Source organism: Paracoccus saliphilus (assembly GCF_028553805.1).
GTDB lineage: Bacteria > Pseudomonadota > Alphaproteobacteria > Rhodobacterales > Rhodobacteraceae > Paracoccus > Paracoccus saliphilus.
In genome coordinates, this window is the sequence record NZ_CP067140.1 from 2,300,026 (window position 1) to 2,326,217 (window position 26,192).

Genomic DNA, 26,192 nt, shown 5'->3' on the forward strand with positions numbered 1-26,192 from the left:
TCAGCCCTTGTCGTAAAGCGCCGGTCGGTCCGGCAGCGAGATGGGAATGATCTGGCCGGATTTCTCCTGCGCTTCGACGCAGGCATCCGAAGAAATTGCCGCGACATAGCCATCCCAGCTGGTTGGGCCAGCGGCGGTTCCTTTCGCGGCAGCGGTGACGAAATCCTGCAACTCGACATCGTAGCTGTCGATGAAGCGGTCCTTCCAATCGGTGAGGATCTCGCGTTGCAGACGCGCCGCCTTGCGCAGGGTAACCGCCATCGGGTCGGGTAGATTGACAAGCCCCTCCTCTCCGACCACCTGGCATTGGATGTCGTAACCATAGCGGCAATTGACAAAAATCTCGACGTCGATGCGGATGCCTTTGGCGGTTTCCAAAAGGACGATTTGTGGGTCTGCCACCCTGTCATGGGCGTGGCTGCTCTTGCGCGGAAAGACGACCTGCGCCGAGACGTAATCATCGTCTAGCAACCAGCGGAACACGTCGATTTCGTGGATCAGCGTGTCATGGATCGCCATCGGGGTGACGTATTGCTCCGGCACCGTGGGGTTCCGATGCGCGGCATGGACCATCAGCGGGGTGCCGATCTCATGATCGACAGCCTGTTTGAGCAGCCGGTACCCAGCATCGTAGCGACGCATGAATCCAACCTGAACCAGTCGCTTGCCATGGGCAACTTCGGCATCGACGATGCGAAGCGCACCTTCCGCGGTCGTCGCCAGCGGTTTTTCGCAGAAGCATGGTTTGCCCGCTGCAATCGCCGCCAGCACATATGCCTCATGCGTCGAGCCGGTCGAGCAGACCAGTACCGCGTCCACATCCTCGGCGGCGATCAGATCCTCGCCCTTCTCATAGAGTTTCGCTTCAGGCGCGAGATCGACCTGAACGGCCCGCGCCGAGTCCGGGTTATAATCGCTCAGCGCGACCACTTTGGCCCCGGCCAACACCTGCTGAATACGCCGCGTGTGATCGCGGCCGATCATACCTGTTCCGATAACGCCAATTGTGACGGTCATGTCCTGTGCCTCACTTGAAATATTGATCGACATAGCGCTGCATCTCGCTGCGCATGAATTTGCCCGACTCGTCGGCCTTTTCCTCCCACGCGAAGACGCAGGCGGTCATGACGCCATCAAAGCCGATCTCGGCCAGCGTGCGATAAAAGTCGTCCCACGGCACCTCACCCTGCCCGATATTCAGATGCTGGTGCACACGGGCCGACGAGCCCGGCGGGTTGATGATATAGCGCAGGCCGGAGCTGGCCTTGTGATTGAAGGTGTCAGCGATATGGACATGGGCCAGCACATCGGCGCATTCGCGCAGCATCGCCACGGTGTCATCTCCGAAATAGAAGGTATGCGGCGTGCAATAGAGGAACTTGACGCGCGGCGAGTTCACCGTGCGGATCAGATCCACCGAGGGCTGCAGCGTTTCCACCCAATCCTCGGGATGGGGTTCGATATGCAGGTTGATGCCCTCCTTCTCGAAGATCGGCACCAGTTCCTCCATCGAGCGCCACCATGCATCCTCGCATGCCTCGATCATCGAGCCGGTATGACAGCAATAGCAGGTGCCCTTGTCTGGATGCGGGCCGCGGCCGAACTCGCTGTTCATCGTATCGACGCCCAGTTCCACGGCAATCTCGATGGCGCGTTTCCAGTGACGGACGGCGGCCTTGCGCTCTTCCTCGTCATTGCTGGCCCAGCGATACATCGGCAGCAGGCTGGCAATACCGACATTGGCGTCATTCAGCGCCTTTTTGAAGGACTTGATGCGATCGGGAAATACGCGCGGCGCCTTGAACCATTCGAGGAAATCGGCGCGCGGGCTGAGTTCGATCCACTCATAGCCAAGCTCTGCCACCTTGGAGGGTAACTGGTCCAGCGACAGGTGACGGTGCATAAAGGGGTCGAGAGCGATTTTCATGATCTTGCCTTTAAGGTGTAGCGGACGGGCCGCCGGGTTATCGCCGGTGTTCCGCATGGTCGTGTACGGCGCGGGCGCAACCCGCGACCGGGTTACTTGTAGGCGTCGAGATTGTCGCGGGTGACAGGCTCGAACGGAATCCAGATATTGCTATCGGAGCTTTCGCCAGCGGCCATCCCGATCGCTGTCTGCAAGGACACTTCGCCCTGCCTTGTCGCGTTCTGATAGACCGTGACATCAAGATCACCAGCCTGCATGGCCGTCAGGCCGTCTAACGTGGCATCAATACCGGCGACAACGACATCATCCATCGGGATATCTGCAGCCTTGAGCGCGAGGATCGCACCGATCGCCATCTCGTCGTTATTGGCGATGACAGCATCGAATTCGATGCCGGAAGTCAGCCAGTTCGTCATCAGATCCTGCGCCTCGCCGCGCTTCCAGTTGGCGGTCTGCTCCTCGATCACCTCCATGCCCGAACATTCCGGCGTTGCGATGACGTCGTGAACATCCCGGGTTCTGGTCAGGGCCGCATGGTTTTCCAGCGGTCCCATCATGATCAGAACCTTGCCTTCCCCACCCAGCAATTCGCACACCTGCCTTGTCTGCATGGTGCCCGAGTCGACTTCGTTCGAGCCGACAAAGGACACACCCTCGGGAAGGTTGTCGATATCGCCCGGCGGGTGGTTCACATAAACCAGAGGAATACCGGCCTCGACAGCCGTTTGCGTGATCGCGGTAGTCGAGTCGCCATCCACCGGGTTCACGATGATCGCGTCATAACCATCGGCCACGAAATTCTGCACCTGGGCAAGCTGTTTCGCCACATCAAGTTGGGCATCCTCGACCACGACATCGACATCGTCGTGTTTTTGCGCTTCGGACGAAATGCCCTCACGGATAATGGTCAGGAACGGATTATCGAAGGCCGTCATCGAGACCGCAATGCGTGTTTCGGCGACCGCAGAACCTGCGACAACCATCCCGACACCGAACACCGCCAGCACGGAAAAGGCCTTTTTCGAGAATTGCATCATTCTCTCCTGTTGTTGACGGGTCTCACGCTGCGCTTTCATATTCCGGCTGCGTCTTGGCGCCGGTAATATATGCGACGACATCTTCGCCATCGGTGTCCTCTTTCCGAAGATTCGCGCAGATCCGACCCCTCCGCCAGACGACGATGCGGTCGCACAGGTCCATCACCTGCCGCATGTTATGGCTGATCAGGATCAATGGCTCGCCTGCCTCCTTCAAGGTCCGGATGATATTTTCCACCTGCGCGGTTTCCTGCACACCAAGCGCCGCGGTGGGTTCATCCATGATGGTCAGCTTGGAGTGGAAGGTCGCGGTGCGGGCGATGGCCACGCATTGCCGCTGTCCGCCGGACATGTTCTCGATGGTGTTGCGAATATTGGGGATTTTCACCCCGGTCTTTTCCAACCCGCGCTTCGTCGCCTCACGCATGCCCTTGTAATCGAGGATCGAGAACGGCCCAAGATTGAGCAGCCGCTTTTCCCGCCCGAGGAACAGGTTGTCCGGCACGTCGAGATGATCGGCCAGCGCGAGAGTCTGGAACACCGTCTCGATCCCGGCTTCACGCGCAGCCAGCGGTCCATCGAACTCGACATAATCGCCATTGAACCAGATTTTGCCCGCCGTCTTCTGCTCGACCGCGGTGATCTGGCGAACGAATGTGGACTTACCAGCCCCGTTATCGCCCATGATCGCCACATGCTCGCCCTTGCGGATCTCGAAATTGCAATCGACCAGGGCGTGAACACCACCGTAATGTTTGGTCAGACCTTCGGTGCGCAGGATAACCTCGCCCAGACCGGACTGCGGTTGCGGTGCCTCGGCACCCGAAATGTTGGTTTGCAGATCGCTTGACATGATATCCTCCTCAGGACCTTGCTGCCGCGCGGCTTTGACGCCACTGGTCCAGCACGACGGCGCCGACGATGATCGCGCCCTTGACCATTTCCTGGTAATAAGCATCCAGTCGCAGGAAGGTGAAACCCGATATGATGACGCCAAAGATCAGTGCACCCAGAACAGTGCCCAGGATCGTTCCGCGTCCACCGGCCAGGGAAATACCGCCGATCACCGCCATGGCAATCGCGTCCAGTTCATACATCACCCCCATGCCGGCCTGCGCGGTCAGGTTCTTTGCACTCAGCACGATGGCGGCGATACCCGCCAGCAACCCGGCGATGGCATAGACCAGGACCTTGTGTCGCGCGACATTGATACCCGACATGCGCGCCGCCGCCTCGTTCGAGCCGATTGCGTAGGTGTGCTTACCATAGACGGTATATTTCAGGATCAGGTAGAACAGGATCGCCAGGACCACGAATATCACCACCGGCATCATGCCCTTGCCGATGGCTGCATAGCCTTCGGTTGGAAAGGACACCGGCTGACCGGCCGTCCACCATTTTGCGACTCCGCGCGCCGAGACCATCATCCCCAGCGTCGCGATAAAGGGTGGAATCCTAGTATAGGCGATCAGCAACCCGTTGATCAGCCCTGCCAACAGCCCGCAGACCATCCCGACAAGCACCGGAATGATCACCGGCAGATTGACCCAGCCGCGGTCGAGAAAGACAGCGCGGGTGTTTTCGAGGCCGTTGATCTCGCCCACCTGTGCGAAGCTCATGGCGATCATCGCTGTCATGCCGACAACCGAACCCGAAGACAGGTCGATACCTCCGGTAATGATGACCTGCGTCACGCCAAGCGCGATGATCCCGATGATCGAAACCTGCAGAATGATGATCTCCAGGCGCGCCACATTGAATATTCCGTCAATATTCTCGCGCGTATTGAACAGGAAACTGTCATTCATCAGTATCCGACCGAGCAATTCGAACACGACGACGATCAGGACAAGTGCGATGGCCACACCTGCTTCTGCCGGCAGACCGCGCCTTGACTGATCAAAGCTCAGCCCTCCGACCCCGTGGGACGTATCTGACATGGTAATCCCCTCTTGCGAGACGCGTCTCGCCTGCCGATTCCGCGGGCGGCACCTTGCGCGCCGCCCGGATGCGAGGCCCCGCCTCAGTTACTCTGCGTGAACTCGGACATGTTCTCGGGCGTCACAAGCTGGAACGGCACGTACACCTTTTGATCCACCTCTTCCCCGCGAGAAAGCTTCAGCGCCGCATCCAGGGCACCGGAGCCCTGTCCGGCGGCGTCCTGAAACACGGTGACGTCCAACTCGCCTGCCGCCATGGCCAACAGCGCGTCCTGCGTGGCATCGATGCCGCCGACGACGACATCGTCCATGCTGATACCCGACGATTTCATGGCCTGAATGGCGCCAATCGCCATCTCGTCATTGTTCGAGATCACTGCGTCGAAGGGCTCACCCGTCGTCAGCCAGTTGGTCATCAAATCCTGCGCTTCGTCACGGTTCCAGTTGGCCGTCTGCTCGTCGATGATGTTCAGCGTCACGGCACATTTTCCCGCTTCGATCACATCATGGATGTCGGCGGTGCGCTGCACGGCGGCCTGGTTCGAAAGCTCGCCCATCATGACATAGACATTGGCCTCGCTCTTTCCAGCCTCGGCAAGCTGATCGCAAACCTCGATGGTTTCCAGCGTTCCGGACTCGCGCTCATCCGAGGCGACGAATGCCTGTCCCTCCGGCAGCGCATCGACATTGACCGGCTCGCGGTTGACGAAGACCAACGGTACCCCGGCCGCTTCTACCGCATCGGTCATCGCCTGCGTGGCCGAGGTGTCGACCGGATTGACGATGATCGCATCCACGCCGCTGGCGATGAAGTTGTTGATCTGGTCGAGTTGCTTGGCCACGTCGTTCTGCGCGTCCTCGATCTGGACATCGACGTCATCCATGCCATTGGCGAGATCCTGGATACCGTTCCGCAGAACGGTCAGGAAATTGTCGTCGAACAGCGCCATGCTGACGCCGATATTCTCGGCCGAGGCCGTTCCGGCCAGGCCGGCGACCAACGCGGTCGAAAGCAAAATTTTTCTCATCGTCTCCTCCAAACGCGACGCATGAGCGCCGTCGATGCCACGAGGACAAGCTCATCCTACCGTTGTAAGCGGCGGCAGCAGCCTGACTCTCACCATGTTGTTGCAGCAGGGTCTCCTCACCCGTGCCGATGGCATTACGATTCCCGATTTCGCTCAACCGGTCAATGAAAGGAGTCGTTCAAAACCATCATTCATGATGTAAAATGAAATTGAAATGAGGTAATTACCTCAGGAAGTCGCTTTCCGGAGTCCAGACCTGCGCGGGAAAGAACCGCTGGCCAGGTGTCTCGGCCATTCCCTTGTCCGATGTCGCGATGATCATACCGATCAGATCATCGGCGATCTGCTGCACCGGCGTTGACAAAACCACGCTGAGCGTCTGATCCTGCAGGCCCGCGCGCGATTCCGGAGTTAATTCATTGACGATCAGCACCATGTCACCGGGTTTGCGCATCTCTCGCACGGCCTGGATGGCGCCTTCCATGCCGCCACCTGCACAATAAAGCCCGACCAAATCGTCATGCCGCGACAACAGGTTGACCGTCGCTTCATATGTCAGCTGCCGCGTTTCGAGATTGATCTGGGTATCCAACAAATGAAACTCGGACGCGGATTCTCGGAAAAAGCTGCGGAACCCGGTTTCCCGCAATTCATGCCCATGGTAGCGCGACCCGCCGATGAACACCGCGACCTTACCAGGCCGTTTCGATAGGCCGGCGATGAACCAGCCCGCAATACGACCGACCTTGAGGTTATTAGTCCCCAAATAGCTTTCGCGCACACCCTGCGCGAAATCCGACAGTAGCGAATAGACCGGAACACCGGCTCCGCGCAGTTCCTGCACGGCGTGGGTGACCAGATGATGATCGATCCCCGTCGCGGCAACCGCGTCGACGCGGCCCCTGAAGCTGCGAAGGATATCCGAGATCTCTTCGGGCTGACCGGTTTCGGTGAAACGCGTCGTGACCTCGACCCGGCGCTGCATACAGGCGCGGGCCTGCGCTTCGAAAATCGCCTGCACGTCCTGATAGAAGGCATGGCGGGGCTTTTGCAGCAAAAGGCCCATGCGCAGCTCCGGCTTATCGGCCAGCATCCGGTGCCGGATCACATTTGCCCCGTGATACCCGATCTCGCCGGCGGCCTGATGGACGCGGCGCATGGTTTCTTCGCGCACATTCTGGCGGCCATTCAGCACCCGATCAACGGTCGCCGTACTGACTCCGGCAGCCTTGGCCAAATCGGCGATCGTCGGTCGGGTCATGATGGCCTCACTACGTAACACATGATGTAAATCATCAATCAGATGATGATCTATTGCAATATACCCGGCTACGGTCGGCAATTCTCGCGCGTGAAGATGGCAACCGGCGTGATTGTCTGACCCGGCGCAGGTTCAAGCCTTCCGAAGGCTCCGGCAATCGCCCTGACGGCGGCTTCGACCTCGAGCCTCGGATTCTGGTCGATCAACAGATCGATGGCTCCGGTCTCAAGCAATTTCCTGCGACTGTCGGTCAATTCATGGGTAATGAACAGGATGTCATTCAACCTTCCCTCGGCCCGCAAGGCATCGACCACCGGCCCCGCGCCCGCGCTTTGATTATAGATACCCCTGACCTCCGGCCACTGCCGCAGAGAGCGTCGAACGAGGCTGCCTGCCCTGTCACCCCGTTCCCCGCTTTCATGCACCGACACAATACGGCAATTCGGATAACGCTCCTGCAGCACCGCCTGAAACCCGGCATGGCGTTCCTGCTGGCCGATCATGGTCAAAAGACCAGCAATGACGATCAGATCGCCACCCGACGGTCCGAGCAGTCGTCCCATCAACTCACCGGCAAGCCGGCCCGAGCGATAATTGTCAGGGCCAATATAGATCGTGCCATGACAGCGTATATCGGTTGCCAAAGCCACAACCGGTTTACCCGTATCGACGAAGCGGCTCAGCACCTGCCCCAGTTTCTCGTCATGTGCGACACAGATCATCAGCGCGTCATGCGTCGCACCTAATTCATTCACCTTCCGGGCGGTTTCAGCGGGGCGCGACATGTCGACGTGAAACACTTTGATCTGCACATTGAACGGATTCGGCCCCCGGTTCTCCTCCTTCATGGCCCGCTTCAGCGCCGCGTGGAACGGGTTCGATGGCGGCTGGATGAAAGCCGCAACGCGCAATGTGCGCGCATCGCGCGGGTTCAGCGCGCGATCCAGCTTCAATCGGCGGGCTGTTGCGTAAACGCGCTGTTCCTTCTCGAAGCTGACACCACCGCGGCCATTCAGCACACGGTCCACGGTCGAAGCCGAAACTCCTGCCTCACGCGCGACATCCTGTGCGGTAGCCTTGCGCGCCATCGCTCACCTCTCTGAAGAAATTTCTTCAAGAATGGCGCTTGGCGGCAGCACTCGCAATCGCAATTCTACAGGCCAGGCTGCCACGAGGCGGAAGAGGAGGATTCCATGATCAAGCTTGCCTGTTTCGGCGCGGGCCGTATCGGTCAGATTCATGCGCTCAATGCGGCCGCGCATGCCGATGTGGAACTGGCCTATCTGGTCGATCCGATGACCGGTGCTGACCGCGATCTTCTGGCTGCGCGAACCTGCGCTGAAATCGCCGGATCAGACGAAGTCTTCGCAGATGACAGCGTGGACGGCATCATTATCGCCAGTTCAACCGGCAGCCATGCCGGGTTGTTGCAGCGCGCCGCCGAAACAGGAAAGGCCGTGTTCTGCGAAAAGCCGATCAGCCTGGATTTCGCCCTGACCGCCGATATCGTGCAGAAGGTGCGGGAGTCCGGTATTCCCTGTTTGATGGGTTTCCAGCGCCGATATGACAAAAGCTTCCGACAGTTGAAAGAGCGCATATCCTCCGGCGTCAGCGGGCGGCTGGAACAGGTGGTGATGTTCTCGCGCGATCCCGCGCCGCCTCCGCGCAGCTATGTCGAAACCTCGGGCGGGATGTTCCGCGACAGTTCCATCCATGACGCCGATATGGCGCGGCATCTTTTGGATGAGCCTATTGCAAGCGTTTACGCCGTCGGCTCCTGCCTGATTTCCGGCGAGATCGGCGCCGCTGGCGATGTCGATACGATCATGATCACCCTGACCACCCGATCCGGGCGGATGGCACAGATCACCGCCTGCCGTCGGGGGCCGATGGGCTATGATCAGCGGTTGGAGGCGCTTTGCGCCAGGGAAGTGCTGACGGTGGGGAACCAGCCGCAATCCACGCTGAGCGTCAGTGATCCGCTAGGATGCCGAGCCGCTCCGCCCGAGAATTATTTCCTCGAACGTTTCGCGCAGGCTTACGGCGATGAGATGGATGCTTTCGTCGCCTTGCTGCGTGACGGCACCCAGCCATTCGCCGGAATAGAAGACGGTCTGGAGGCGCAGCGGCTGGTCGAGGCCGCCGCCCAGTCCGCGCGGACGGGTGAGGCAATCGCTTTCGGGCCCGGTTGGGCCCCGGACCAGGGAGACTGAGCGATGGATTTCCTGCCCAAAGGGGTACACTTGGCGGTCAGTCCGCTATCCTGGACAAATGACGTTCTGGAGGATCTGGGTGGCACGACTCTGGTTGAAACCTGCCTGAAAGAGGCCGCGCAGGCCGGTTATCAGGGTGTTGAACTTGGGCGGCTGTTCCCGCGAGAGGTCGGGCAGCTCACACCACTTCTCGCGGCGGAAAACCTGGAGCTCGCATCGGGTTGGTATTCCGGCGAGCTCGCCTCGCGCAACCCCGCGGAAGAACGTGCCGCCGCACAGGCACATGCGTCGCTGCTGACCCAAATGGGTTGCGATGTCATGGTCTATGGAGAGGTCGCGATGATGGCGGGCGAGGCGCCATTGGATGAACCCATGTCACGGCGGCTGGTGATAGATGAAGCGGCCCGGCCTGCCTATGCACGGCGTCTGACGGAATTCGGCCGCTGGCTGCATGGTGAATACGGGCTGCGGCTGGCTTATCATCACCATCTGATGATGATCGCCGAAACATTGAGCGAGATCAGTGGTATCCTCGACCATGGCGGGCCTGAACTCGGACTTTTGCTGGACACGGGGCATGCCGCCGCTGCGGGCTTTGACTATGGCAGACTGATCGAGCGTCATGGCGACCGGATCGTGCATATTCATCTGAAGGATGTGCGAGATCGGGTCATGGACGATATCCGCGCGCGCGATGCCAGTTTCAATACCGGCGTCCGGGCAGGCATGTTCACCGTGCCGGGCGATGGCTGCATCGATTTCGCTCCTGTTGCGCGCTTTGTGCGCGACAGCGGCTATCGTGGATGGATGGTGGTCGAGGCCGAGCAGGATCCGGCCAAGGCGCCGCCGCTGCCCGCTGTTACCCAGGCGATGCGCCATGTCGAAACCCTATTCCGCCACATTTCCGGAGAGTTCTGATGACCAAGCAACAACTCAATGTCGGCCTGATCGGATCGGGCTTCATGGGGCAGGCCCATGCCGACGCCTTCCGCCGCGCGGGCATGCTCTACAAGGATCTGCCCGCCGTGCCGCGTCTATACAAACTGGCTGACGCCAGCGACCAGCTTGCCGCCGATGCCGCCACCCGCTTCGGCTTCGAGACCTGGACCGGAGACTGGCGGAAACTCGTGACCGATCCGAAGGTGGATGTGGTCGACATCACCTCTCCGAACGCCCTGCATCACGAGATGGCTTTGGCGGCGATTGCGGCGGGTAAGCATGTCTATTGCGAAAAGCCGCTTTCCGTGACGGTGGCCGAGGCCGAAGAGATGACTGCCGCGGCCAAAGCTGCGGGCGTCAAGACAATGGTTGCCTTCAACAACGTCAAGACACCCGCCGCGATGCTGGCGAAACAGATCATCGACGCCGGAGAGATCGGCACCCCGATGCGTTTCCGCGGCTGGTTCGATCAGGGGTTCTTCAACGATCCGGATCTTCCCTTTTCATGGCGCTGCACCCGCAAGGAGGCCGGGTCCGGGGCGCTCGGCGATCTGGGCAGCCATGTCATTTCGGTCGCGCAATATCTGATGGGCGATATTGAAAGCGCGATTGCGCAGGCGCAGACCTATTTTCCGACCCGCCCCCTGCCACAGGGTGCCGCGAACTACAGCGCCAAGGCCGATGCCGACGCCCCGCGGCGTGAAGTCGAGAACGAGGATCAGATCCAGACAATGATCCGCTTTGCCAGCGGCGCCGGCGGCACGATCGAGGCATCCCGCGTCGCGGCGGGCAAGGTGTTCGGTGTCTACTGGGAAATCTCGGGCACCGAAGGAACGATCATCATGGAGGGCGAGCGCTTCAACGAGCTGAAAGTCGCACGATTTGGCGATGACAAGCGCGACCGGGGTTTCAAGACGCTGCTCGCCGGATCACAGGTGCCGCAATTCGCAGCCTTCTTCCCGTTCGATTTCGGCGGCGGCGGATTGGGCTATTTCGACGTGAAGGTGATCGAGGTCCATGATCTGATCGCCGGTATATGCGGGCAGAATGGCTGTGACCCCGATTTTGCCTTTGGTCTGCAAAACATGCGGATCGCGGATGCAATGGAACGCTCGCTGCAATCTCGCGCATGGGAGACCGTCTGATGGCGTTTCCGAATGCCCTGCCCGCCTCGCGAATTCCCGACGCGATGCAGGCACCCGCGCTTCGCTGGGGCATCCTCGGGTCCGGCTGGATCGCCGAGCAGTTCATCCGTTCCGTCCGTGCCCATACGCGGCAGGAAATTGCAGCCGTGGGCTCCCGAAACCTGGACAAGGCCTCCGCCTTCGCCCGCAACTGGGGCATCACGCACGCATATGGCAGCTATGAGGAACTGGCCGCGGATGACAGCCTTGACGTGATCTATGTCGCCACACCACACAACATGCATCATGTTCATGTCCTGTTGGCGCTGAACGCAGGACGCAATGTGCTGGTCGAGAAGCCGATAGCGCTCGATCATGCGCAGGCTGCCGAAATGGTGGCCGTGGCCCGGCGGAAGAAATTATTCCTGTGCGAGGCGCTCTGGACCTATTTCCTGCCGAAATTCGATGTGCTGCAACAGATTTTCGATGCTGGAATCCTAGGTGAGATCAAGTCGGTTCACACGGAATATGGCGAATATTTCACCCGCGATCACCGCATTTTCAACCCGTCGCTTGCGGGCGGTCCGCTGCTTGATCTGGGAACCTACCCGATTTCACTTCTGTCAAAGCTTCTCGGACCGGCCGAGCAGATGGTCGGCTTGAAGCAGCAGGACCCAAGCGGTGTTCATGGGCAGCTCTCGATCGCCATGGCGAACGCGGCGGGAAATCAGGGCAGCATGTCGACGACCCTTTACGGCCTGACCCCGACAAACGCCGCCATCGTTGGCACAGAGGCGACGATCCGGTTCGGGTCCGAATTCAACCTCCCGGGCCCGTTCGAACTCATCTCGGCGAATGGTTCGGCAAGCCTGCATTATGCGGAACCCGCCGGTCGCCATTTCGAAGGCCTGTATTTCGAAGCGGCAGAGGTCGCGCGCTGCATCGCGGAAGGCCACATGGAAGCCGGTCAAAGACCGTTAGCCGCAACTTTGGAGATGATGCGCATGCTCGACGAGATCAGGCGCGTGCTTGATATCTCTTGGTCACAGTGAATTCGCAGGATTTTGATGATGGGCCGGATAGCCCTGCCTCCAACTGATATGCAATGCGCGTGTAATATTAATAGGGCAGTCGCGCGGATCTCACGTAGGTGATTTTGCCGAATTTTGCCGTAGATGTCGTCCAGCCTTCCGAGATGACTGAGCACCCCTGCCCTAGGCTTCAAATAAGCCGCTTTGTCGGCAATCCAGACCGAAACCCATCGAACCGAACGCCGATTACGGACTATTTTTCAGAATCATGAACTGAGATTGTCGGTTCAATGGCCTCTGCCCCCACGATCTCAGCCCAAACCTCGAACCCGTGCTGGAAGGCAACGATACCAGCTTCCGGCAAAACAATCTCTATCGCCTCCAGAATCTCTATCGGTGATATGCCGAGGTCCAGAGCCACGCGTATATGGCTTGCGATTTGTCCCTTGGGTGCGCGAAGAGCGGTCAGGCTATTGATAAAAATCAACTCTTTCGTGGCTCTGCTCAGATGGCGCTGATCCGTATAGGCCGCGGCAACAAGGTTGTTTGCGGCCTTCAGCACAGGCAGGTCGGCATTTGCCATCAGCTTGTGATATGGCAGTACATATCCGCGGGCTCGGGCGATTTTATCGATATATTCCTGTGCTTCTTCTCGATCCTGGCCGGGGCCGGCTTCCGGAATGTCAGACTTGGGATATCCCTTCTCGGGTTGATGATGTGATTGGAAAATGGCGGTCGATAATCTTCTGCATATTCATGACAGAATATCGCTTCCACGCGATCTCGGGCAAATTCATCCGCTGGGCTGAGATCCAGGGCAAAATTTCCGCCTTCAGACAGATAAGCAGCAATATTTGAGCTCGACATAATCCTCGATACCATGACGCGATCCCTCGCGGCCAAGGCCGGATTGCTTGATCCCGCCAAAAGGCGCGACCTCGGTCGAAATCAACCCGGTATTGACTCCCACCATGCCATATTCGAGCCTTTCCATCATTCGCCAGATACGAGACAGGTCTCGGCTATAGAAATAGGAAGCCAATCCGAATTCGGTGTCATTCGCTGCAGTCAGCACCTCTTCCTCGGTAGAGAATCTAAATACCGGAGCCAGAGGGCCGAAAGTTTCCTCGCGGGCGACCACCATATCGGCGGTAACATCACGCAGCACGGTGGGTTGAAAGAAGGTTCCACCCAATGCGTGCCGATCACCACCCACAATTGCCTTCGCCCCCTTGGACTCGGCATCAGAGATATGGTGACATACCTTGTCCAGGGCGGTATCGCTGATGAGCGGGCCAATCGCGGTGCCTTCGGCAAAACCGTCACCAACCGGAAGTGCGTCCACTGCAGCAGCCAACCTCTCGATGAAGGTTTCATAGATCGCGTCCTGCACGTAAATCCGGTTGGTGCAGACACAGGTCTGACCGGCATTGCGGAACTTGGACAGGATTGCTCCCTCAACCGCCGCATCCAAATCCGCATCGTCAAACACGATGAAAGGCGCATTCCCGCCCAGTTCCAGGGAAAGCTTCTTGATCTGATCCGCTCCCTGACGCATCAGAATGCGGCCGACATTTGTCGAGCCGGTAAAACTGATCTTGCGCATCTTGGGGTTTTCGCTGAACTCCAACCCGATACCGGCGCTGTCCGTTGCGGGTAATACTGAAAAGAGACCGGAAGGAAGCCCGGCTTCCTGTCCGAGCTTGGCCAGTGCCAGTGCCGAAAGCGGCGTCTCTGCTGCCGGTTTCACCACCATGGCACAGCCTGCGGCCAAAGCGGGCGCAGCCTTTCGAGTAATCATGGCATTGGGAAAGTTCCAGGGCGTGATGGCTCCGACAACGCCAACTGGCTGCCTGATAACCATGATGCGCTTGTCACGCTGGTGTCCGGGGATTGTTTCACCGTAAACGCGCTTTGCCTCCTCCGCGAACCATTCGATGAAGTTGGCTCCGTAAAGAACTTCGCCCTTGGCTTCAGGCAGGGGCTTTCCCATCTCTGCAGTCAGAATTGCCGCGAGATCGTCGGCGTGAACAATCAACAGATCGAACCAGCGGCGCAGAATTTCTGCGCGCTCCTTACCGGTCCGGGCAGCCCATTCCTTTTGTGCGACAGCGGCAGCGTCAATCGCGTGCCGAGCGTGCTGCCTTGAGCAATCCGCCACCTCCGCAAGCACTTCTCCTGTCGAAGGATTCTTTATCGCAAAACGGTTTGATAAACTGATCCATTCGCCGGCGATAAAGGCGTCATTGATCAGCAGATCGGCACGGGACAGGTGCAGCATTTGCTTTCTCCGGAAGGCATGAAACAAGGGCGGACGCGATCTACCCTTGCATGGTGTTTTCAAGGTATTTTAACCGCGCAGATCGTCATCAAGCGCCGTACCGTCCGGCGCAAAACCACCATGAGCGATCTCGGCGCTCGGATCCTCCATCAATGATTTCAGAACCCCGACAGCCATGAGCACCACGAGAATCGAGGTCGGCAGGGCTGCGGCAATGGATGCAGTTTGCAGCGCTCCCAATCCACCTGCCATCAGCAACACGGCAGCGACAAGTGCCTGCGCCCCTCCCCAGATGATGCGGTACCGCTTTGGCGGATGCGGATTGCCCATGGAAAGTATCGTCGTCACGACGAGCGTTCCGGAATCCGAGCTGGTGATGAACCAGGTTGCAAGCAGCAAAGTCGCCAAAGCGGATATGACCCAGGTCAGGGCACCCCCGCCTGCCAATCCGTCAATGGTCCCGAACAGCGTGCCACCCAGATTCCAGTTGTTGACCATCTCGATCAGCCCGGCGGTGCCGACACCATCCACCGCATTCATCTCGATAAACAGCGCGTTGCCGCCAAAGATCGATATCCAGATGAAGGCCATCGCGGTCGGAACCAACATGGCGCCAAACATGAATTCACGAATGGTGCGGCCCTTCGAGATCCGGGCAATGAACATGCCGACGAAAGGCGCCCAGCTCAGCCACCACCCCCAATAGAAGATGGTCCAGCCGCCCTGCCAGGCGGCATCACCGGGCTCGGAAGCCGTCCAGAACCCCATCGGCACGAAATGCGTCACATAGGCTCCGAGCGAATTCAGGAAGAAACCGACAAGCCATTGGGTAGGCCCTGCGAAAAGGAAGAACAGGATCAGCGCGATCGTCAGGATGATGTTCCATTCCGACAGGATCTTGATTCCCCGGCCAATACCGGACACCGCGCTCAAGGTAGCAACGACGGAAACCCCCAGGACCAATAAGACCTGCGTCAATATTCCTGAATCGACGCCGAACAATACATTCATGCCCTGCGCCATTTGGGTTGCTCCCAGGCCGAGTGAGGTCGCAATGCCGAAAACTGTGCCGAAAATCGCCAGCAGATCCACCGCATGCCCGGCCGGGCCATAGATCCGGTCGCCAAGGATCGGGTAGAGCGCGGAGCGGAAGGTCAGCGGCAGTTTCTTGCGAAAGGCGAAATAGCCCAAGCATAGCCCGGTGATCGTATAGATCGCCCAGCCATGCAGACCCCAGTGGAAATTGGTTACCCTTACCGCGTCAACCGCGCGCTCGGGCGTCAGCCCGGTATGACCCAGCCTGTCTGCAAAGGGATTGTTGGGATAGCCCCACCCTGCCGAATTGTCGAAATAGAACAGTGGCTCGGCCACGCCGAAGAACATGATGCCGATCGACACCGAAGCGGAAAACAGCATCGCGAACCATGAAAAATTGCTGAACTCGGGGCGGCTGTCGTCATCGCCCAATCGGATCGAGCCAAAGCGACTGAACATCAGAAACAGGCAGATGAAGAACAGGACGACGACCGAGCTGATATAATACCAGTTCAGTGCGCTCTCGACCCAGGAGCGGATCGAGCCGTATAGCTTTCCCGCCAGTTCGACATTGAGGACGGTGAAAACGACGAATGCCGCAACCATCGCCTTGGATGCGATGCTCATGCCATTGTGCAAGCCTTTGAAGGGTCCCTTGTCCGAAACCATCCGGTCTTTGGGCGGAGCCCCGGTGTCCTGTGCCATTTCTTGTCTCCCTGTTATGGGACCGGGCACGGTGCGGGATGCGCCGGACCACGGCCGTGGACGCGGTGAGGTTCAGCGCATGATGAATGGATCCGGGATCGGCTCGTCGCTGGTTCGCAGCCAGACGGATTTGACGCGGGTGTAATCGAGCGCCGCCTGCAAACCACCCTCGCGGCCATGCCCGGATAGGCCGTGACCGCCGAAGGGAACGATGGGACTTACTGCCCGATAGGTGTTGACCCAGACGATACCGGCACGAATGCCGCGGATCATCCGATGCGCGCGGGTCAGATCGCGGGTGAACAACCCCGAGGCCAGCCCGAATGCGGTGTTGTTGGCAATCTCGAGCGCCTCGGCCTCGGTATCGAATTCGAGGACCGAGAGAACGGGCGCAAAGAACTCGCTGGTCACGGCGGGCGCTTCGGGGGCATCCGAGCAATCCAGAATCGTCGGCGGGAAATAGAATCCCTCGCCCTTCGATATCGCCCCACCAGTTACAATCCGGGCACCTTGCCTCACCGATGTCGCGATCAGTTCTGCAGCATGATCGCGTTGACGCTGCGTGCAAAGCGGGCCGATCTCGGTCACCATATCATCCGGCGCTCCGATCACGATCTTTTCAGCTTTTTCCTTCAACCGGGCCAGGAATTCTTCCTTGATCGAATTCTGCACCACGAGGCGCGACCCCGCGACACAGCTTTGCCCGGTCGCCGCGAAGATGCCCGCGATCTGGGCGTTCACGGCGCTTTCCAGATCGGCATCCTCGAAGACGATGAAGGGCGACTTCCCACCCAGTTCCAGCGAGGTCGAGGCAAGGTTTTCCGCTGAATTCCTCACGATATGGCGGGCGGTCGAGGGACCACCGGTAAAGGCGACATGGTTCACCTTGGGATGGCTGGTCAGCACCGAACCGCATTGATCGCCGAAGCCGGTGATGACATTGAGTACCCCCCTGGGAAATCCCGCCTGATCGAAGATGCGGGCAAATTCCAGCATTGGCGCTGGAGCGTCCTCTGAGGCTTTCAGCACCACGGTGCATCCCGCGGCCAATGCCGGGCCGATCTTCACGGCGGAAAGAAAAAGCTGCGAATTCCATGGCACAATGGCGGCAACAACTCCGATCGGTTCGCGGCGCAGCCAGACCTCCATGTCGGGTTTGTCCACGGGCAGATGCGTCCCTTCGATCTTGTCGGCGAGACCGGCATAATAGCGGTAATATTCCGCGACATAAGCAATCTGGGCACTGGTCTCGCGAATGATCTTGCCGGTGTCGCGGGTTTCAAGCTCTGCCAGTCGCCCGGCATTCTCGGCCACCAGGTCCGCCAGACGATACAGCAACCTGCCACGCTGACTTGCTGCCATTCCCGACCATTCGGGTGAGAACAGGGCACGCTCCGCCGCCTCAACCGCGCGGTTTACGTCATCAACACGGGCCTCCGGCATCAGCGCCCACGGACGTCCTGTCGCGGGATCGATGCTTTCGAACTGGGCGCCGCCGCCGGAAAATTCGCCGCCGATATAGTGCTGGAATTTCTGCATTTCGACCTCCTATCGAAAAGCTGGCATCACCTCGGCGATGAAGCGTTCAAGCGATGCCTTCTTGCGTTCGAAGGACATGCCGGAATCGATCCAGAACGCGTATTCGTCATAACCGAGCGCCTCGTAGCCCTTGAGCCGTTCGATGACCTGATCGGGTTGAGCTATCACCAGGTCGCGTTCCATCGCGTCAGGCGTATAAAAGGGATGCGCCGCGATCTCCTCGTCCGACAGAGGCGCGATCAGGCCTTGGCTGGTCTCGCGCTTGTTCATGAACCAGGCGCCGAAATAGCAATAGAAACGGTTCAGTTCCTCGGTAGCCCGCTTCAGATCCGCTGCGCTATCGGCAACGTAAGTATGCAGCAAAAGCATGATCTTCGGGCGGGGACGGTCGGCGAATTTCGCGCAAGCCTCGTTGAACTTGTCCATCAGCTCGGTGATTTCCCCGTCGCCTCTCCACAGCGGCGTGACCTGCACGTTGCAGCCTTGCGAGACGGCGAATTCGTGGCTGTTGGGATCGCGGGCAGCCACCCAGATCGGCGGGCCATCCGGCTGCACCGGCTGCGGCGAGGAGGTGGTCTTGGGGAATGAATGGAACTCCCCCTCCTGGGCGTGATCACCTTTCCACAAGGCCTTCACCGCCGGAACCAACTCCCGCATACGCTGCCCGGCCTCCCACGCCTCCATGCCGGGCATCAGGCGTTCGTATTCGAAGGTATAGGCACCACGGGCGATGCCTAGTTCCAGTCGTCCATCGGTGAGGATGTCGGTCATCGCCGCTTCGCCCGCCAGCCGGATCGGGTGCCAGAAGGGCGCGACCACCGTGCCGGTGCCAAGGCGGACATTCTTCGTGCGCCGCGCAAGATCGACCAGGTTCAGCATCGGGTTCGGCGCGATGGTGAAATTCATCGCGTGATGCTCACCCGTCCAGATCGCATGCATGCCACCCTCATCGGCGATCCTGCACAGCTCGATGAATTCCTCGTAGAGTTGCCGCTGATCCTGTTCGGGCGAGATACGTTCCATATGCGCGAAAAGGGAAAACTTCATTGCGATCCACTCCCTGCGGCGATGGGGCGAACCTTGCCGCTGACCTGATTGCCGTAATAGACGCCGAAATTGCCGATCCGGCTTTCCGCTGCGAAACGCTTCAGCATGGTACGCATGGCCGGGTCCGCGATTTTCGCCAACACTGAGGGCGTCAATGCCTGGAAGGTCCCGCGCCCGGATACGGGTTCGGCCGACTGGCACAGGAAGGAAATATGCTGGCAACCCGCATCGGCATCCTCGTAGACGGCGTAGATGAAACCCGGTTCGGTCTCGACCCCAAACTCCGAGATCAGGCGAACAAGCGTTGCCGAAACGCCCTGCTTGCCAACCCTGGCGAGCGGCAAAGTCAGTTCGCCGTTGTCATTCTCGACCAACAAGACTTCGCCCTGATACTCGATCAGCGCAGCCACCATCAAATCCGCCTGTTGTCCGAGAGCCTGCGCTTCCATCGCCGGGGTGACATAAGCCCCGCGCGCATAACCTAGGCCAGGGGCGGGAGATTCATCGAAGGCCTCGACCTTGCCGATGAGGATGACATGGTCGCCCGCCTCAACAAGCTTATGCCGGGAGCAGTCGAACCACGCTGACACGTCATCGAGAATTGGCGCGCCGAAGGGGGCGTCGCGCCAGGTTACGTCCTCGAAACGATCCTCGACCGGGCGGGCAAAGGTATTGGAAATATGTTTTTGTCCCTCCGAAAGGACATTGACTGCGAATCCGGACGCCTCGGCGAAAACCGCCCGATTGCGCGACGAGTTCGCTAGGCAAACCAGCACCAGTGGCGGATCGAGCGACACCGAGGTAAAGGAATTCGCGGTAAACCCTACCGGTTTCCCCTCGGGATCCTTGGTCGTGACAACGGTTACACCGGTCATGAAGGTTCCGAAGGCGTTGCGCAGCGCGCGCGGATCGATAGCGTTCATGTCATCTCCTCCTGTCGCTGATGTATTGAGCCAGTGCCGCAACTCGCGATTAACCTCTTCCGCACTGGTCAGGTTGATCATGTGGCGATGCCCTTTCATGATCACCGCATGACCATGTTGCGCGGCGGCGGTCATGGCGTGGGACATTCCCGGGGTCGAGTTCGGGTCGAGTTCGCCGGTCATGGCCAACAACGGACAGGCGATATCGCCAAACCTGTCGGCATAGATCCGGTCTCCGCAAGCAAAGGCCGAATAGGCTGTCGCATAGCCTTGTAGATCGACCGTCCGCAGCCAGCCTGCCACCTTTTCTCTCGCTGACCGGACGTCATCGCCGCTTCCGAACCAGCGAGCCAGCGGCGTTTCCAGATCCACCATGCCCGCCCGTATCTCGGCGGCACGCGCTTCGACGGCGGCGCGGGCGGGTGCATCGCGGCAGAACACCCCGTTCAGCAGCGCCACCCGGGTGACCATTTCCGGGTGGGTCACTGCATAACCGGCTGCGATCAGCGCCCCCATGGAATGCCCGGCCAGACTAACCGGCCCCAGATCAAGCGCCAGCAATGCGGCATGCAACCAGTCCACGAAATCCGGCAAAGCTGCGGACTCGGGCAGGAGTCCACTGCCGCCATGCCCCGGCATATCCAGAGCGATCACGTGATGGCTGTCCGACAAGGCGGCAATCTGCGGCTCCCATGCCGCCGACTGCATCCCGACCCCGTGGATCAGCACCACGGGAGCGCCTTGCCCCGCCTCGTGCCAGGAAAGCCGGCCGTATGAATCAGACAGATGCAGGGTTTTCAACATCATGCCCCAGTTCCTTCAGATCCTGGTAACGATCACCTATCCGGTGATGCGGCCGCCCACCCACTGATGCGCCCAGGGCAACCACGATCTCATCCGGTCCGGGGGCATCCGCCACCGAAAGCTGGATTGTCAGGTAGTGGCTGCGACGACCGCCATCGTTCTTGTCCATCAGCGGGATTTGCAGCGGCGCATTAGCTGGACCGCGCGTATTGGTGAAGGCAAGGTAGGATTTTGCCCCGACCGCCTCGCGATAATGATTGCCGAAACGCAGCGTATGGATCAGCGCCGAAGCGTGCTCTACCTCGCCATTCACGCCGACAATGGCAGATTTTCCATATCCCTCCACCTTATCTCCGCCACCTGCGGCATCAAGGATCATGCCGGTCAGCAATTCGCCCAGTCCTGGTGCACAATCGAGGATCCCAGGCCGAAGATCCTCGACAAACCCCTGCCCGGCCCAGGGGTTCTCGATGACGGCAACGGCCGCGATCATCTTCAGTGGCACCGGGGCAGCCTTGCCACCTTCAATCAGGGTCTCTTCGACATGCAGCAGCGTTTTGCGAATCTTGGCGGGCACGATCACACCTCTATTTTTCATATTACTGTCTTATGGTATACAATCATATAGTCTGTCAATCAATGCTTGTTTGCTTCACCCCGTACTGGTATTCGACGAGCATGGAAAACGCCCCTCTCAGCAAGATCGACAAGCCTCCCGCAACCCTGCGAGACATGGTTCAGGAGCGGATGCGCGAAGCGATCATCGATGGTCATTTCAAGCCCGGCGAGCGGCTGATCGAACGAGTCATGTGCGAGCAGCTCGGCGTCAGCCGGACAGTCATTCGCGAAACGATTCGATATCTGGAAGCGGAAGGGCTGGTGGAGTACCTGCCCCATAAGGGCCCGATCATAGCCCGCATGAATTGGAACGAAGCGCGTCAGATCTATGATATCCGACGCATGCTCGAAACCGCAGCCGCCACGACCTGCGCCTCCAACATGACGCCGCAGCTTGCCGGGCAGCTACAGGCGGCACTGGCTGATCTGAAGCAAAGCTATGGTGAAAAATCTCCCGGCGCATTGTTCAGGGCGACCGCGAGTTTCTACCAGGTCATTTTCGAAGGTGCCGGGCACAGCGTTGCCTGGGAAATCGTGCAGCGGCTCAATGGGCGTATCTCGCGGTTGCGCATGATGACCCTGTCCAGTTCCGACCGCAAGCAGCCGGGGCAAGCGCATATGAAGGCGATCTGCGACGCTATCGTCAGCGGTGACCCGGAAGCCGCCCGCCAAGCAGTCAACCGGCATCTGGACGACGTGACTACGATCGCCGAACACCTGCTTGCAGCCGAAGACCTGGAGAGCTGATATCGATGGCAAAAGCCTACTGGATCGCCAATGTCACCGTGACCGATCCCGAAAGATACGCGAGCTATCAGGCCCTCGCCGTGAAAGCCTTCAGCAAATACGGGGCACGATTCCTGGTTCGCGGCGGTCTTGCAGAAACACTCGAAGGAACCGCTTGGGAACGCCACGTGGTGATCGAATTCGACAGCAGGGAGCAAGCCAACGCCTGCTACAACTCTCCCGAATACCGCGCCGCGAGGGGTGCCCGAAGTGACGCCTGCATCGCCGATATAGCCATCATTGACGGGATGTGATCCGGCGCTGGCCTGCCGCTGCGTTATTCCGATGTTTCTTTGAATATGGTAGATCGGAATGCATGCCATATTGTCTATCAATATGAATGTCTGCTCGCGATTTGGCGGGTAGACCAGCATATTGTAGAAGCGCAAGAGTTCGTAACCCAGGCAGTCATATGACGATTTCCTCCTCGGCCAAGGGACAGCGTTTGCGTGTTCCACGCCCCACCAGCCTTCGGGATCATGTCCAGGAGACGCTGCGCAGCTCGATCCTCAACGGAGAGTTTCAACTGGGAGAACATCTCGTCGAGCGGGAGCTTTGCGAGGCGATGGGGGTCAGCCGGCCTCTTTTGCGTGAGGCGCTTGTTCATCTCGAGGCGCGCGGCCTGATCGATCGGATTCCCGCGCGTGGTTTCGTGGTCGCGCAGCCCTCCATCGATCGCGTTGCCGCGCTTTACGAGCTTCGCAGTGCCTTGGAAGGGCTTGCGGCACAGTTCTTTGCGGAACGCGGCGCCGAGGCGGATATCACATCGTTGAAAGCCCGGTTCGGCGAACTTCGCGCGCTCATCGACAAGCCGGAATTAAGCAGTGTCCGGGCCGCCACATCCGCCTTTTACGATATCCTCATGGATCGATGCGGCAACCCGGAAATCCGAACCGTGCTCGAGCCGGTTCTCGACCGCATCGCCTTCCTGCGCACGCAGTCGATGACACGACCGGGGCGGCTTGGTCAGAGCGTGGCGGAAATCGGAAAGATCGTCCAGGCAATCGAGGCACGCAATGTTGATGCAGCGCGTATCGCCAGTGAGGCACATATTGCCGCTGCTGCTGAATCCGCGCTGATACGCCTTCGCGATTTTCCACAGGACTGACCGAATATATCGGGGCTCACGCCTGAGCCTGTCAGGCCCGACACCAAGTCGCATCCGTCTTCCAGCTTGCATTTCGACAGATTGTATGACAATCATACCGTCACACAATAATGAGGCCGTAAATGCTTGATGCCCGATGGGATCAGACCGCATACGATCTTCATGGCTCCGCGAATGCACCATCGCTTGTGCTGATTCATGGACTTGGACTTCATCGGGGGTTGTGGCGAAGATTTTTGCCCGCATTATCGGCGCGCTATCATGTCCTGACCTACGATCTTTACGGGCACGGCAAGAGCGGTGCCTCACCTACAACTACCTCGCTCGACCTTTATGCAGAGCAATTGCATGGGCTGATAAGCCATGTCGGGCTCTCGTCAGCCACGATAGCAGGCTTTTCACTTGGAGGGATGATCAACCGTCGTTTCGCGATGACATATCCCGAGATGACAGATGCACTGATCATCATGAATTCCCCACATGCACGTGCTCCGGATTGGCAGCGCAAGGTCGAAGCGCAGGCCGAGCAGAGCGCAGATGGTGGACCTGCGGCAACAATTGACGCGGCGCTTTTGCGTTGGTTCACGGAGGAATTCCGGAATCGCAGCCCCGAATCAGTGGAAGAGATCAGGGAATGGGTTCTGTCCTGTAATGCCGACAGCTATGCGCAAGCGCGTCGGGTTCTGGCGTTCGGCATCAAGGAGTTGATCGCACCACAACCGGCCCTGAACACGCCGGCGCTGATAATCACCTCTGAACACGACATCGGCAGCACGCCGGCGATGGCCCGGGCCATGAAATCGGAAATGCCGAATTCCCGATTACATGCGGTTCCTGGGCTCAAGCATCTCGGGCTCGTGGAAAAGCCCGATCTCTTCATATCCCCGATACTGGACTTCCTTCGCGGCCAAACAAGTCAGGCGGAAATTCAACCAGATGAGGAAACGTCCAATGACGGCTGAAACGGAACAGGAAACACCGGTCCTGCTGGATTTTGTCTTGCGGGTAATCGGCCTGGGGCTTTTCGTATATATGGCCTATGCGACCCTGTTCGGTCCCTACAAGACGACAGTGGTTCACTTGGCGATCTTCGCGGCCGCCACCTTGTTCATCGCATTTCTTGCCCGCCAGAGGTCCCAGAAACCCTTGTTGCGGAAAGGACAATGGGGGCTGGATATCCTCGCCGCGGCAATAGCCGTTATCAGCATGGTCTATCTGGTCATCGAATATGAACGGCTTCTAAACCTCTGGGGCGCAAACTATCTTACCTCCCTGGACGTCTGGATGGGGCTTGCGATGGTTGCTGTCGCCCTTGAAGCGGCCCGGCGGCAATCGGTGGTTCTGGCCCTGCTCGGACTGGCAAGCGTTGCCTATATGCTCTGGGGCAATCATCTACCGGGTGTGTTTTCGCACGCCGGAATGGATATCCAGCGCTTCACCTATCTCGTATCCTATACCAGTGAGGGATTGTTCGGCACCGGCCTGCAGGTCGCCGCCACCTATCTCTTCATGTTCATGCTGTTCGGGGCAACCCTGCAGGCCACGAAAACCGGCGATTTTATCATCAATCTCGCGAATGCCGCGCTCGGACGTCAAACTGGCGGCGCGGCGAAGGGCGCCATGGCTGCCAGCGCCGGGCTTGGCACCATGGTGGGCAGTTCCGTCGGGAATGTCGTTGCCACCGGCACATTTACCATTCCGCTCATGATCAAGACCGGATTCCGCCGCCATGTCGCCGCCGCGATCGAGACCAATACTTCGGAAGGCGCTCAACTGGTTCCGCCGATCATGGGGGCGGCCGCCTTCATCATGGCGCAGATTACCGGTATCTCTTATGCGACCATCGCCATGGCTGCGATATTGCCGGCAATCTTGTATTACCTCTCCCTTTACTGGGTGATCCATATCGAAGCCCTGAAAGAAGGGCTGCATGGCATGCCGGAAAGCGAAATTCCGTCCGCCCGTCAGGCTATGCGCGATGGGTGGCATCTGCTTATCGCCCCGGCATTGCTATTCTGGCTGCTGATCGTGGAAAGCTTCACGCCTGCCTATGCCAGCCTCATTTCCCTGGCTGTGGCTCTGGTTGCAGGTATGGCTCGTGCGTCAACACGCATATCTTTGGCTGAATTACTGTACCAGTTCGATATAGGTATCCGTCAGGCGGCCGGGATTACCGCGCTCATCGTTTCAATCGGCATATTGCAGGCGGGGATTGTCTCCACGGGGCTGGGTCCTCGTCTTACCGAAATCATTCTGGCCGTGAGTGATGGCTCACTGCTTGTCACGGCATTCCTGGCAGTCATTGCCGCGACCCTTCTGGGTATGGGTATGCCCACGCCCATCGCTTACCTGCTGCTGGCAATGTTTGCCGCACCGGCCCTGATCACCGCGGGCGCGCCGAAGCTCGGAACGCATCTGTTCCTGTTCTACTTCGCGATCAAATCCGGCTCGACCCCTCCGGTCGCGCTGGTCGCGGTTGTCGCCGCCGGTATCGCGAAAGCGAACTGGTGGAAAACGGCCGTCACCGCTTTCGTGCATTCCCTGCCGGGCTTCATTGTGGCCTTCATGTTCCTGTATTCCGACGCACTTCTGTTGCAGGGCAACGCGATTCAGATTGCGATGGCAGCCGTCACGGCAGGCGTCGGAGTTTTTGCAATGGCGGCTGGCATCCAGGGCTGGTGCGGTGACTGGATCGGTTGGCCGGAGCGGGCGGTACTGGTGGTCGCTGCGATTGCGCTGATCGATTCCGGCTCCATAACGGATCTCGCCGGTCTTGCGGTCGTCGGAGCTATTCTGGCCCTTCGGCTCGCGCGCAGAACCCCCAGAAAACATGCTTAGCAAGCTAA

Annotated in this window: 24 protein-coding genes; 9 read left to right on the forward strand and 15 right to left on the reverse strand. The window is 59.1% G+C overall.

Features of this window, described 5'->3' with window-relative positions; genetic code table 11:
- The 8 genes from JHX88_RS11055 to JHX88_RS11090 all read right to left on the reverse strand — a co-directional run bounded on the left by JHX88_RS11055 (position 1) and on the right by JHX88_RS11090 (position 8,281).
- Positions 1-1,017 (reverse strand): Gfo/Idh/MocA family protein, encoded by a 1,017-nt coding sequence (locus tag JHX88_RS11055; RefSeq protein WP_076527091.1) that lies wholly within the window; start codon positions 1,015-1,017, stop codon positions 1-3.
- 10 nt (positions 1,018-1,027) lie between these two features.
- Positions 1,028-1,927 (reverse strand): sugar phosphate isomerase/epimerase family protein, encoded by a 900-nt coding sequence (locus JHX88_RS11060; RefSeq protein ID WP_076527090.1) that lies wholly within the window; start codon positions 1,925-1,927, stop codon positions 1,028-1,030.
- A 92-nt stretch (positions 1,928-2,019) separates the two neighbouring features.
- On the reverse strand, positions 2,020-2,961 hold the full coding sequence (locus JHX88_RS11065; RefSeq protein WP_084203214.1) for a sugar ABC transporter substrate-binding protein: 942 nt from the start codon (positions 2,959-2,961) through the stop codon (positions 2,020-2,022).
- Between the two features lie 25 nt (positions 2,962-2,986).
- On the reverse strand, positions 2,987-3,817 hold the full coding sequence (locus JHX88_RS11070) for an ATP-binding cassette domain-containing protein (RefSeq protein WP_084203213.1): 831 nt from the start codon (positions 3,815-3,817) through the stop codon (positions 2,987-2,989).
- A 10-nt stretch (positions 3,818-3,827) separates the two neighbouring features.
- Positions 3,828-4,904 carry an ABC transporter permease gene (locus JHX88_RS11075; protein ID WP_076527089.1) on the reverse strand — a complete coding sequence of 359 codons (1,077 nt, stop codon included), beginning with the start codon at positions 4,902-4,904 and terminating at the stop codon, positions 3,828-3,830.
- Positions 4,905-4,987: 83 nt separating this feature from the next.
- The gene (locus JHX88_RS11080; protein WP_076527088.1) at positions 4,988-5,932 is read right to left on the reverse strand and encodes a sugar ABC transporter substrate-binding protein; all 945 of its coding nucleotides are present in this window, start codon (positions 5,930-5,932) and stop codon (positions 4,988-4,990) included.
- A 223-nt stretch (positions 5,933-6,155) separates the two neighbouring features.
- Entirely contained in the window at positions 6,156-7,193 is a 1,038-nt protein-coding gene (locus JHX88_RS11085) for a LacI family DNA-binding transcriptional regulator (protein ID WP_076527087.1), read from the reverse strand.
- Between the two features lie 68 nt (positions 7,194-7,261).
- Positions 7,262-8,281 carry a LacI family DNA-binding transcriptional regulator gene (locus tag JHX88_RS11090; RefSeq protein ID WP_076527086.1) on the reverse strand — a complete coding sequence of 340 codons (1,020 nt, stop codon included), beginning with the start codon at positions 8,279-8,281 and terminating at the stop codon, positions 7,262-7,264.
- 105 nt (positions 8,282-8,386) lie between these two features.
- On the opposite strand from JHX88_RS11090, the gene JHX88_RS11095 reads away from it, so the two are divergent.
- Genes JHX88_RS11095 through JHX88_RS11110 form a run of 4 tightly spaced genes read left to right on the forward strand, consistent with a single transcriptional unit; the run spans position 8,387 to position 12,521 of the window.
- Positions 8,387-9,406: a Gfo/Idh/MocA family protein gene (locus JHX88_RS11095; protein WP_076527085.1), complete on the forward strand. Its 1,020-nt coding sequence runs from the start codon at positions 8,387-8,389 to the stop codon at positions 9,404-9,406.
- 3 nt (positions 9,407-9,409) lie between these two features.
- Positions 9,410-10,324: a myo-inosose-2 dehydratase gene (gene iolE / locus JHX88_RS11100; protein ID WP_076527084.1), complete on the forward strand. Its 915-nt coding sequence runs from the start codon at positions 9,410-9,412 to the stop codon at positions 10,322-10,324.
- Positions 10,324-11,490, forward strand: coding sequence for a Gfo/Idh/MocA family protein (locus tag JHX88_RS11105; protein ID WP_076527083.1), 1,167 nt, complete (start codon positions 10,324-10,326; stop codon positions 11,488-11,490). The genes iolE and JHX88_RS11105 overlap by 1 nt, the downstream gene beginning before the upstream one ends.
- Positions 11,490-12,521 carry a Gfo/Idh/MocA family protein gene (locus JHX88_RS11110; RefSeq protein WP_076527082.1) on the forward strand — a complete coding sequence of 344 codons (1,032 nt, stop codon included), beginning with the start codon at positions 11,490-11,492 and terminating at the stop codon, positions 12,519-12,521. The genes JHX88_RS11105 and JHX88_RS11110 overlap by 1 nt, the downstream gene beginning before the upstream one ends.
- Before the next feature lie 232 nt (positions 12,522-12,753).
- Here JHX88_RS11110 and JHX88_RS11115 read toward each other — a convergent pair whose 3' ends face one another.
- From JHX88_RS11115 to JHX88_RS11145, 7 genes are all read right to left on the reverse strand, one after another.
- The gene (locus JHX88_RS11115; protein WP_084203212.1) at positions 12,754-13,083 is read right to left on the reverse strand and encodes a carboxymuconolactone decarboxylase family protein; all 330 of its coding nucleotides are present in this window, start codon (positions 13,081-13,083) and stop codon (positions 12,754-12,756) included.
- A 249-nt stretch (positions 13,084-13,332) separates the two neighbouring features.
- A complete protein-coding gene (locus JHX88_RS11120) occupies positions 13,333-14,781 on the reverse strand; it encodes an NAD-dependent succinate-semialdehyde dehydrogenase (RefSeq protein WP_076527080.1) in 1,449 nt (482 codons plus the stop codon).
- A 69-nt stretch (positions 14,782-14,850) separates the two neighbouring features.
- On the reverse strand, positions 14,851-16,521 hold the full coding sequence (locus JHX88_RS11125) for a BCCT family transporter (RefSeq protein ID WP_076527079.1): 1,671 nt from the start codon (positions 16,519-16,521) through the stop codon (positions 14,851-14,853).
- A 72-nt stretch (positions 16,522-16,593) separates the two neighbouring features.
- On the reverse strand, positions 16,594-18,060 hold the full coding sequence (locus tag JHX88_RS11130; protein WP_076527078.1) for an aldehyde dehydrogenase: 1,467 nt from the start codon (positions 18,058-18,060) through the stop codon (positions 16,594-16,596).
- Positions 18,061-18,069: 9 nt separating this feature from the next.
- Positions 18,070-19,107, reverse strand: a complete 1,038-nt coding sequence (locus JHX88_RS11135) for an LLM class flavin-dependent oxidoreductase (RefSeq protein WP_076527077.1) — start codon at positions 19,105-19,107, stop codon at positions 18,070-18,072.
- Positions 19,104-20,837, reverse strand: coding sequence for an alpha/beta fold hydrolase (locus JHX88_RS11140; protein ID WP_272847997.1), 1,734 nt, complete (start codon positions 20,835-20,837; stop codon positions 19,104-19,106). Before JHX88_RS11140 ends, JHX88_RS11135 begins: the two co-directional genes overlap by 4 nt.
- The gene (locus JHX88_RS11145) at positions 20,809-21,411 is read right to left on the reverse strand and encodes an amino acid synthesis family protein (protein WP_076527107.1); all 603 of its coding nucleotides are present in this window, start codon (positions 21,409-21,411) and stop codon (positions 20,809-20,811) included. The genes JHX88_RS11140 and JHX88_RS11145 overlap by 29 nt, the downstream gene beginning before the upstream one ends.
- 101 nt (positions 21,412-21,512) lie before the next feature.
- Between JHX88_RS11145 and JHX88_RS11150 the strand changes: the two genes are divergently transcribed.
- The 5 genes from JHX88_RS11150 (at position 21,513) to JHX88_RS11170 (ending at position 26,184) form a co-directional block, all read left to right on the forward strand.
- On the forward strand, positions 21,513-22,199 hold the full coding sequence (locus tag JHX88_RS11150) for a GntR family transcriptional regulator (RefSeq protein ID WP_076527076.1): 687 nt from the start codon (positions 21,513-21,515) through the stop codon (positions 22,197-22,199).
- Between the two features lie 5 nt (positions 22,200-22,204).
- On the forward strand, positions 22,205-22,492 hold the full coding sequence (locus tag JHX88_RS11155; RefSeq protein ID WP_076527075.1) for a DUF1330 domain-containing protein: 288 nt from the start codon (positions 22,205-22,207) through the stop codon (positions 22,490-22,492).
- A 158-nt stretch (positions 22,493-22,650) separates the two neighbouring features.
- On the forward strand, positions 22,651-23,346 hold the full coding sequence (locus JHX88_RS11160) for a GntR family transcriptional regulator (RefSeq protein WP_076527074.1): 696 nt from the start codon (positions 22,651-22,653) through the stop codon (positions 23,344-23,346).
- 122 nt (positions 23,347-23,468) lie between these two features.
- A complete protein-coding gene (locus JHX88_RS11165) occupies positions 23,469-24,308 on the forward strand; it encodes an alpha/beta fold hydrolase (protein WP_076527073.1) in 840 nt (279 codons plus the stop codon).
- Positions 24,298-26,184, forward strand: coding sequence for a TRAP transporter permease (locus JHX88_RS11170; RefSeq protein WP_076527072.1), 1,887 nt, complete (start codon positions 24,298-24,300; stop codon positions 26,182-26,184). Before JHX88_RS11165 ends, JHX88_RS11170 begins: the two co-directional genes overlap by 11 nt.
- Positions 26,185-26,192 lie beyond the last annotated feature (8 nt).

What these genes read in the sequence shown, in the direction of transcription:
- JHX88_RS11055 (WP_076527091.1), bottom strand. Translation starts at nt 1,017, where the DNA reads ATGACCGTCACAATTGGCGTTATCGGAACAGGTATGATCGGCCGCGAT.
- JHX88_RS11060 (WP_076527090.1), bottom strand. Translation starts at nt 1,927, where the DNA reads ATGAAAATCGCTCTCGACCCCTTTATGCACCGTCACCTGTCGCTGGAC.
- JHX88_RS11065 (WP_084203214.1), bottom strand. Translation starts at nt 2,961, where the DNA reads ATGCAATTCTCGAAAAAGGCCTTTTCCGTGCTGGCGGTGTTCGGTGTC.
- JHX88_RS11070 (WP_084203213.1), bottom strand. Translation starts at nt 3,817, where the DNA reads ATGTCAAGCGATCTGCAAACCAACATTTCGGGTGCCGAGGCACCGCAA.
- JHX88_RS11075 (WP_076527089.1), bottom strand. Translation starts at nt 4,904, where the DNA reads ATGTCAGATACGTCCCACGGGGTCGGAGGGCTGAGCTTTGATCAGTCA.
- JHX88_RS11080 (WP_076527088.1), bottom strand. Translation starts at nt 5,932, where the DNA reads ATGAGAAAAATTTTGCTTTCGACCGCGTTGGTCGCCGGCCTGGCCGGA.
- JHX88_RS11085 (WP_076527087.1), bottom strand. Translation starts at nt 7,193, where the DNA reads ATGACCCGACCGACGATCGCCGATTTGGCCAAGGCTGCCGGAGTCAGT.
- JHX88_RS11090 (WP_076527086.1), bottom strand. Translation starts at nt 8,281, where the DNA reads ATGGCGCGCAAGGCTACCGCACAGGATGTCGCGCGTGAGGCAGGAGTT.
- JHX88_RS11095 (WP_076527085.1), top strand. Translation starts at nt 8,387, where the DNA reads ATGATCAAGCTTGCCTGTTTCGGCGCGGGCCGTATCGGTCAGATTCAT.
- iolE (WP_076527084.1), top strand. Translation starts at nt 9,410, where the DNA reads ATGGATTTCCTGCCCAAAGGGGTACACTTGGCGGTCAGTCCGCTATCC.
- JHX88_RS11105 (WP_076527083.1), top strand. Translation starts at nt 10,324, where the DNA reads ATGACCAAGCAACAACTCAATGTCGGCCTGATCGGATCGGGCTTCATG.
- JHX88_RS11110 (WP_076527082.1), top strand. Translation starts at nt 11,490, where the DNA reads ATGGCGTTTCCGAATGCCCTGCCCGCCTCGCGAATTCCCGACGCGATG.
- JHX88_RS11115 (WP_084203212.1), bottom strand. Translation starts at nt 13,083, where the DNA reads ATGGCAAATGCCGACCTGCCTGTGCTGAAGGCCGCAAACAACCTTGTT.
- JHX88_RS11120 (WP_076527080.1), bottom strand. Translation starts at nt 14,781, where the DNA reads ATGCTGCACCTGTCCCGTGCCGATCTGCTGATCAATGACGCCTTTATC.
- JHX88_RS11125 (WP_076527079.1), bottom strand. Translation starts at nt 16,521, where the DNA reads ATGGCACAGGACACCGGGGCTCCGCCCAAAGACCGGATGGTTTCGGAC.
- JHX88_RS11130 (WP_076527078.1), bottom strand. Translation starts at nt 18,060, where the DNA reads ATGCAGAAATTCCAGCACTATATCGGCGGCGAATTTTCCGGCGGCGGC.
- JHX88_RS11135 (WP_076527077.1), bottom strand. Translation starts at nt 19,107, where the DNA reads ATGAAGTTTTCCCTTTTCGCGCATATGGAACGTATCTCGCCCGAACAG.
- JHX88_RS11140 (WP_272847997.1), bottom strand. Translation starts at nt 20,837, where the DNA reads ATGATGTTGAAAACCCTGCATCTGTCTGATTCATACGGCCGGCTTTCC.
- JHX88_RS11150 (WP_076527076.1), top strand. Translation starts at nt 21,513, where the DNA reads ATGGAAAACGCCCCTCTCAGCAAGATCGACAAGCCTCCCGCAACCCTG.
- JHX88_RS11155 (WP_076527075.1), top strand. Translation starts at nt 22,205, where the DNA reads ATGGCAAAAGCCTACTGGATCGCCAATGTCACCGTGACCGATCCCGAA.
- JHX88_RS11160 (WP_076527074.1), top strand. Translation starts at nt 22,651, where the DNA reads ATGACGATTTCCTCCTCGGCCAAGGGACAGCGTTTGCGTGTTCCACGC.
- JHX88_RS11165 (WP_076527073.1), top strand. Translation starts at nt 23,469, where the DNA reads ATGCTTGATGCCCGATGGGATCAGACCGCATACGATCTTCATGGCTCC.
- JHX88_RS11170 (WP_076527072.1), top strand. Translation starts at nt 24,298, where the DNA reads ATGACGGCTGAAACGGAACAGGAAACACCGGTCCTGCTGGATTTTGTC.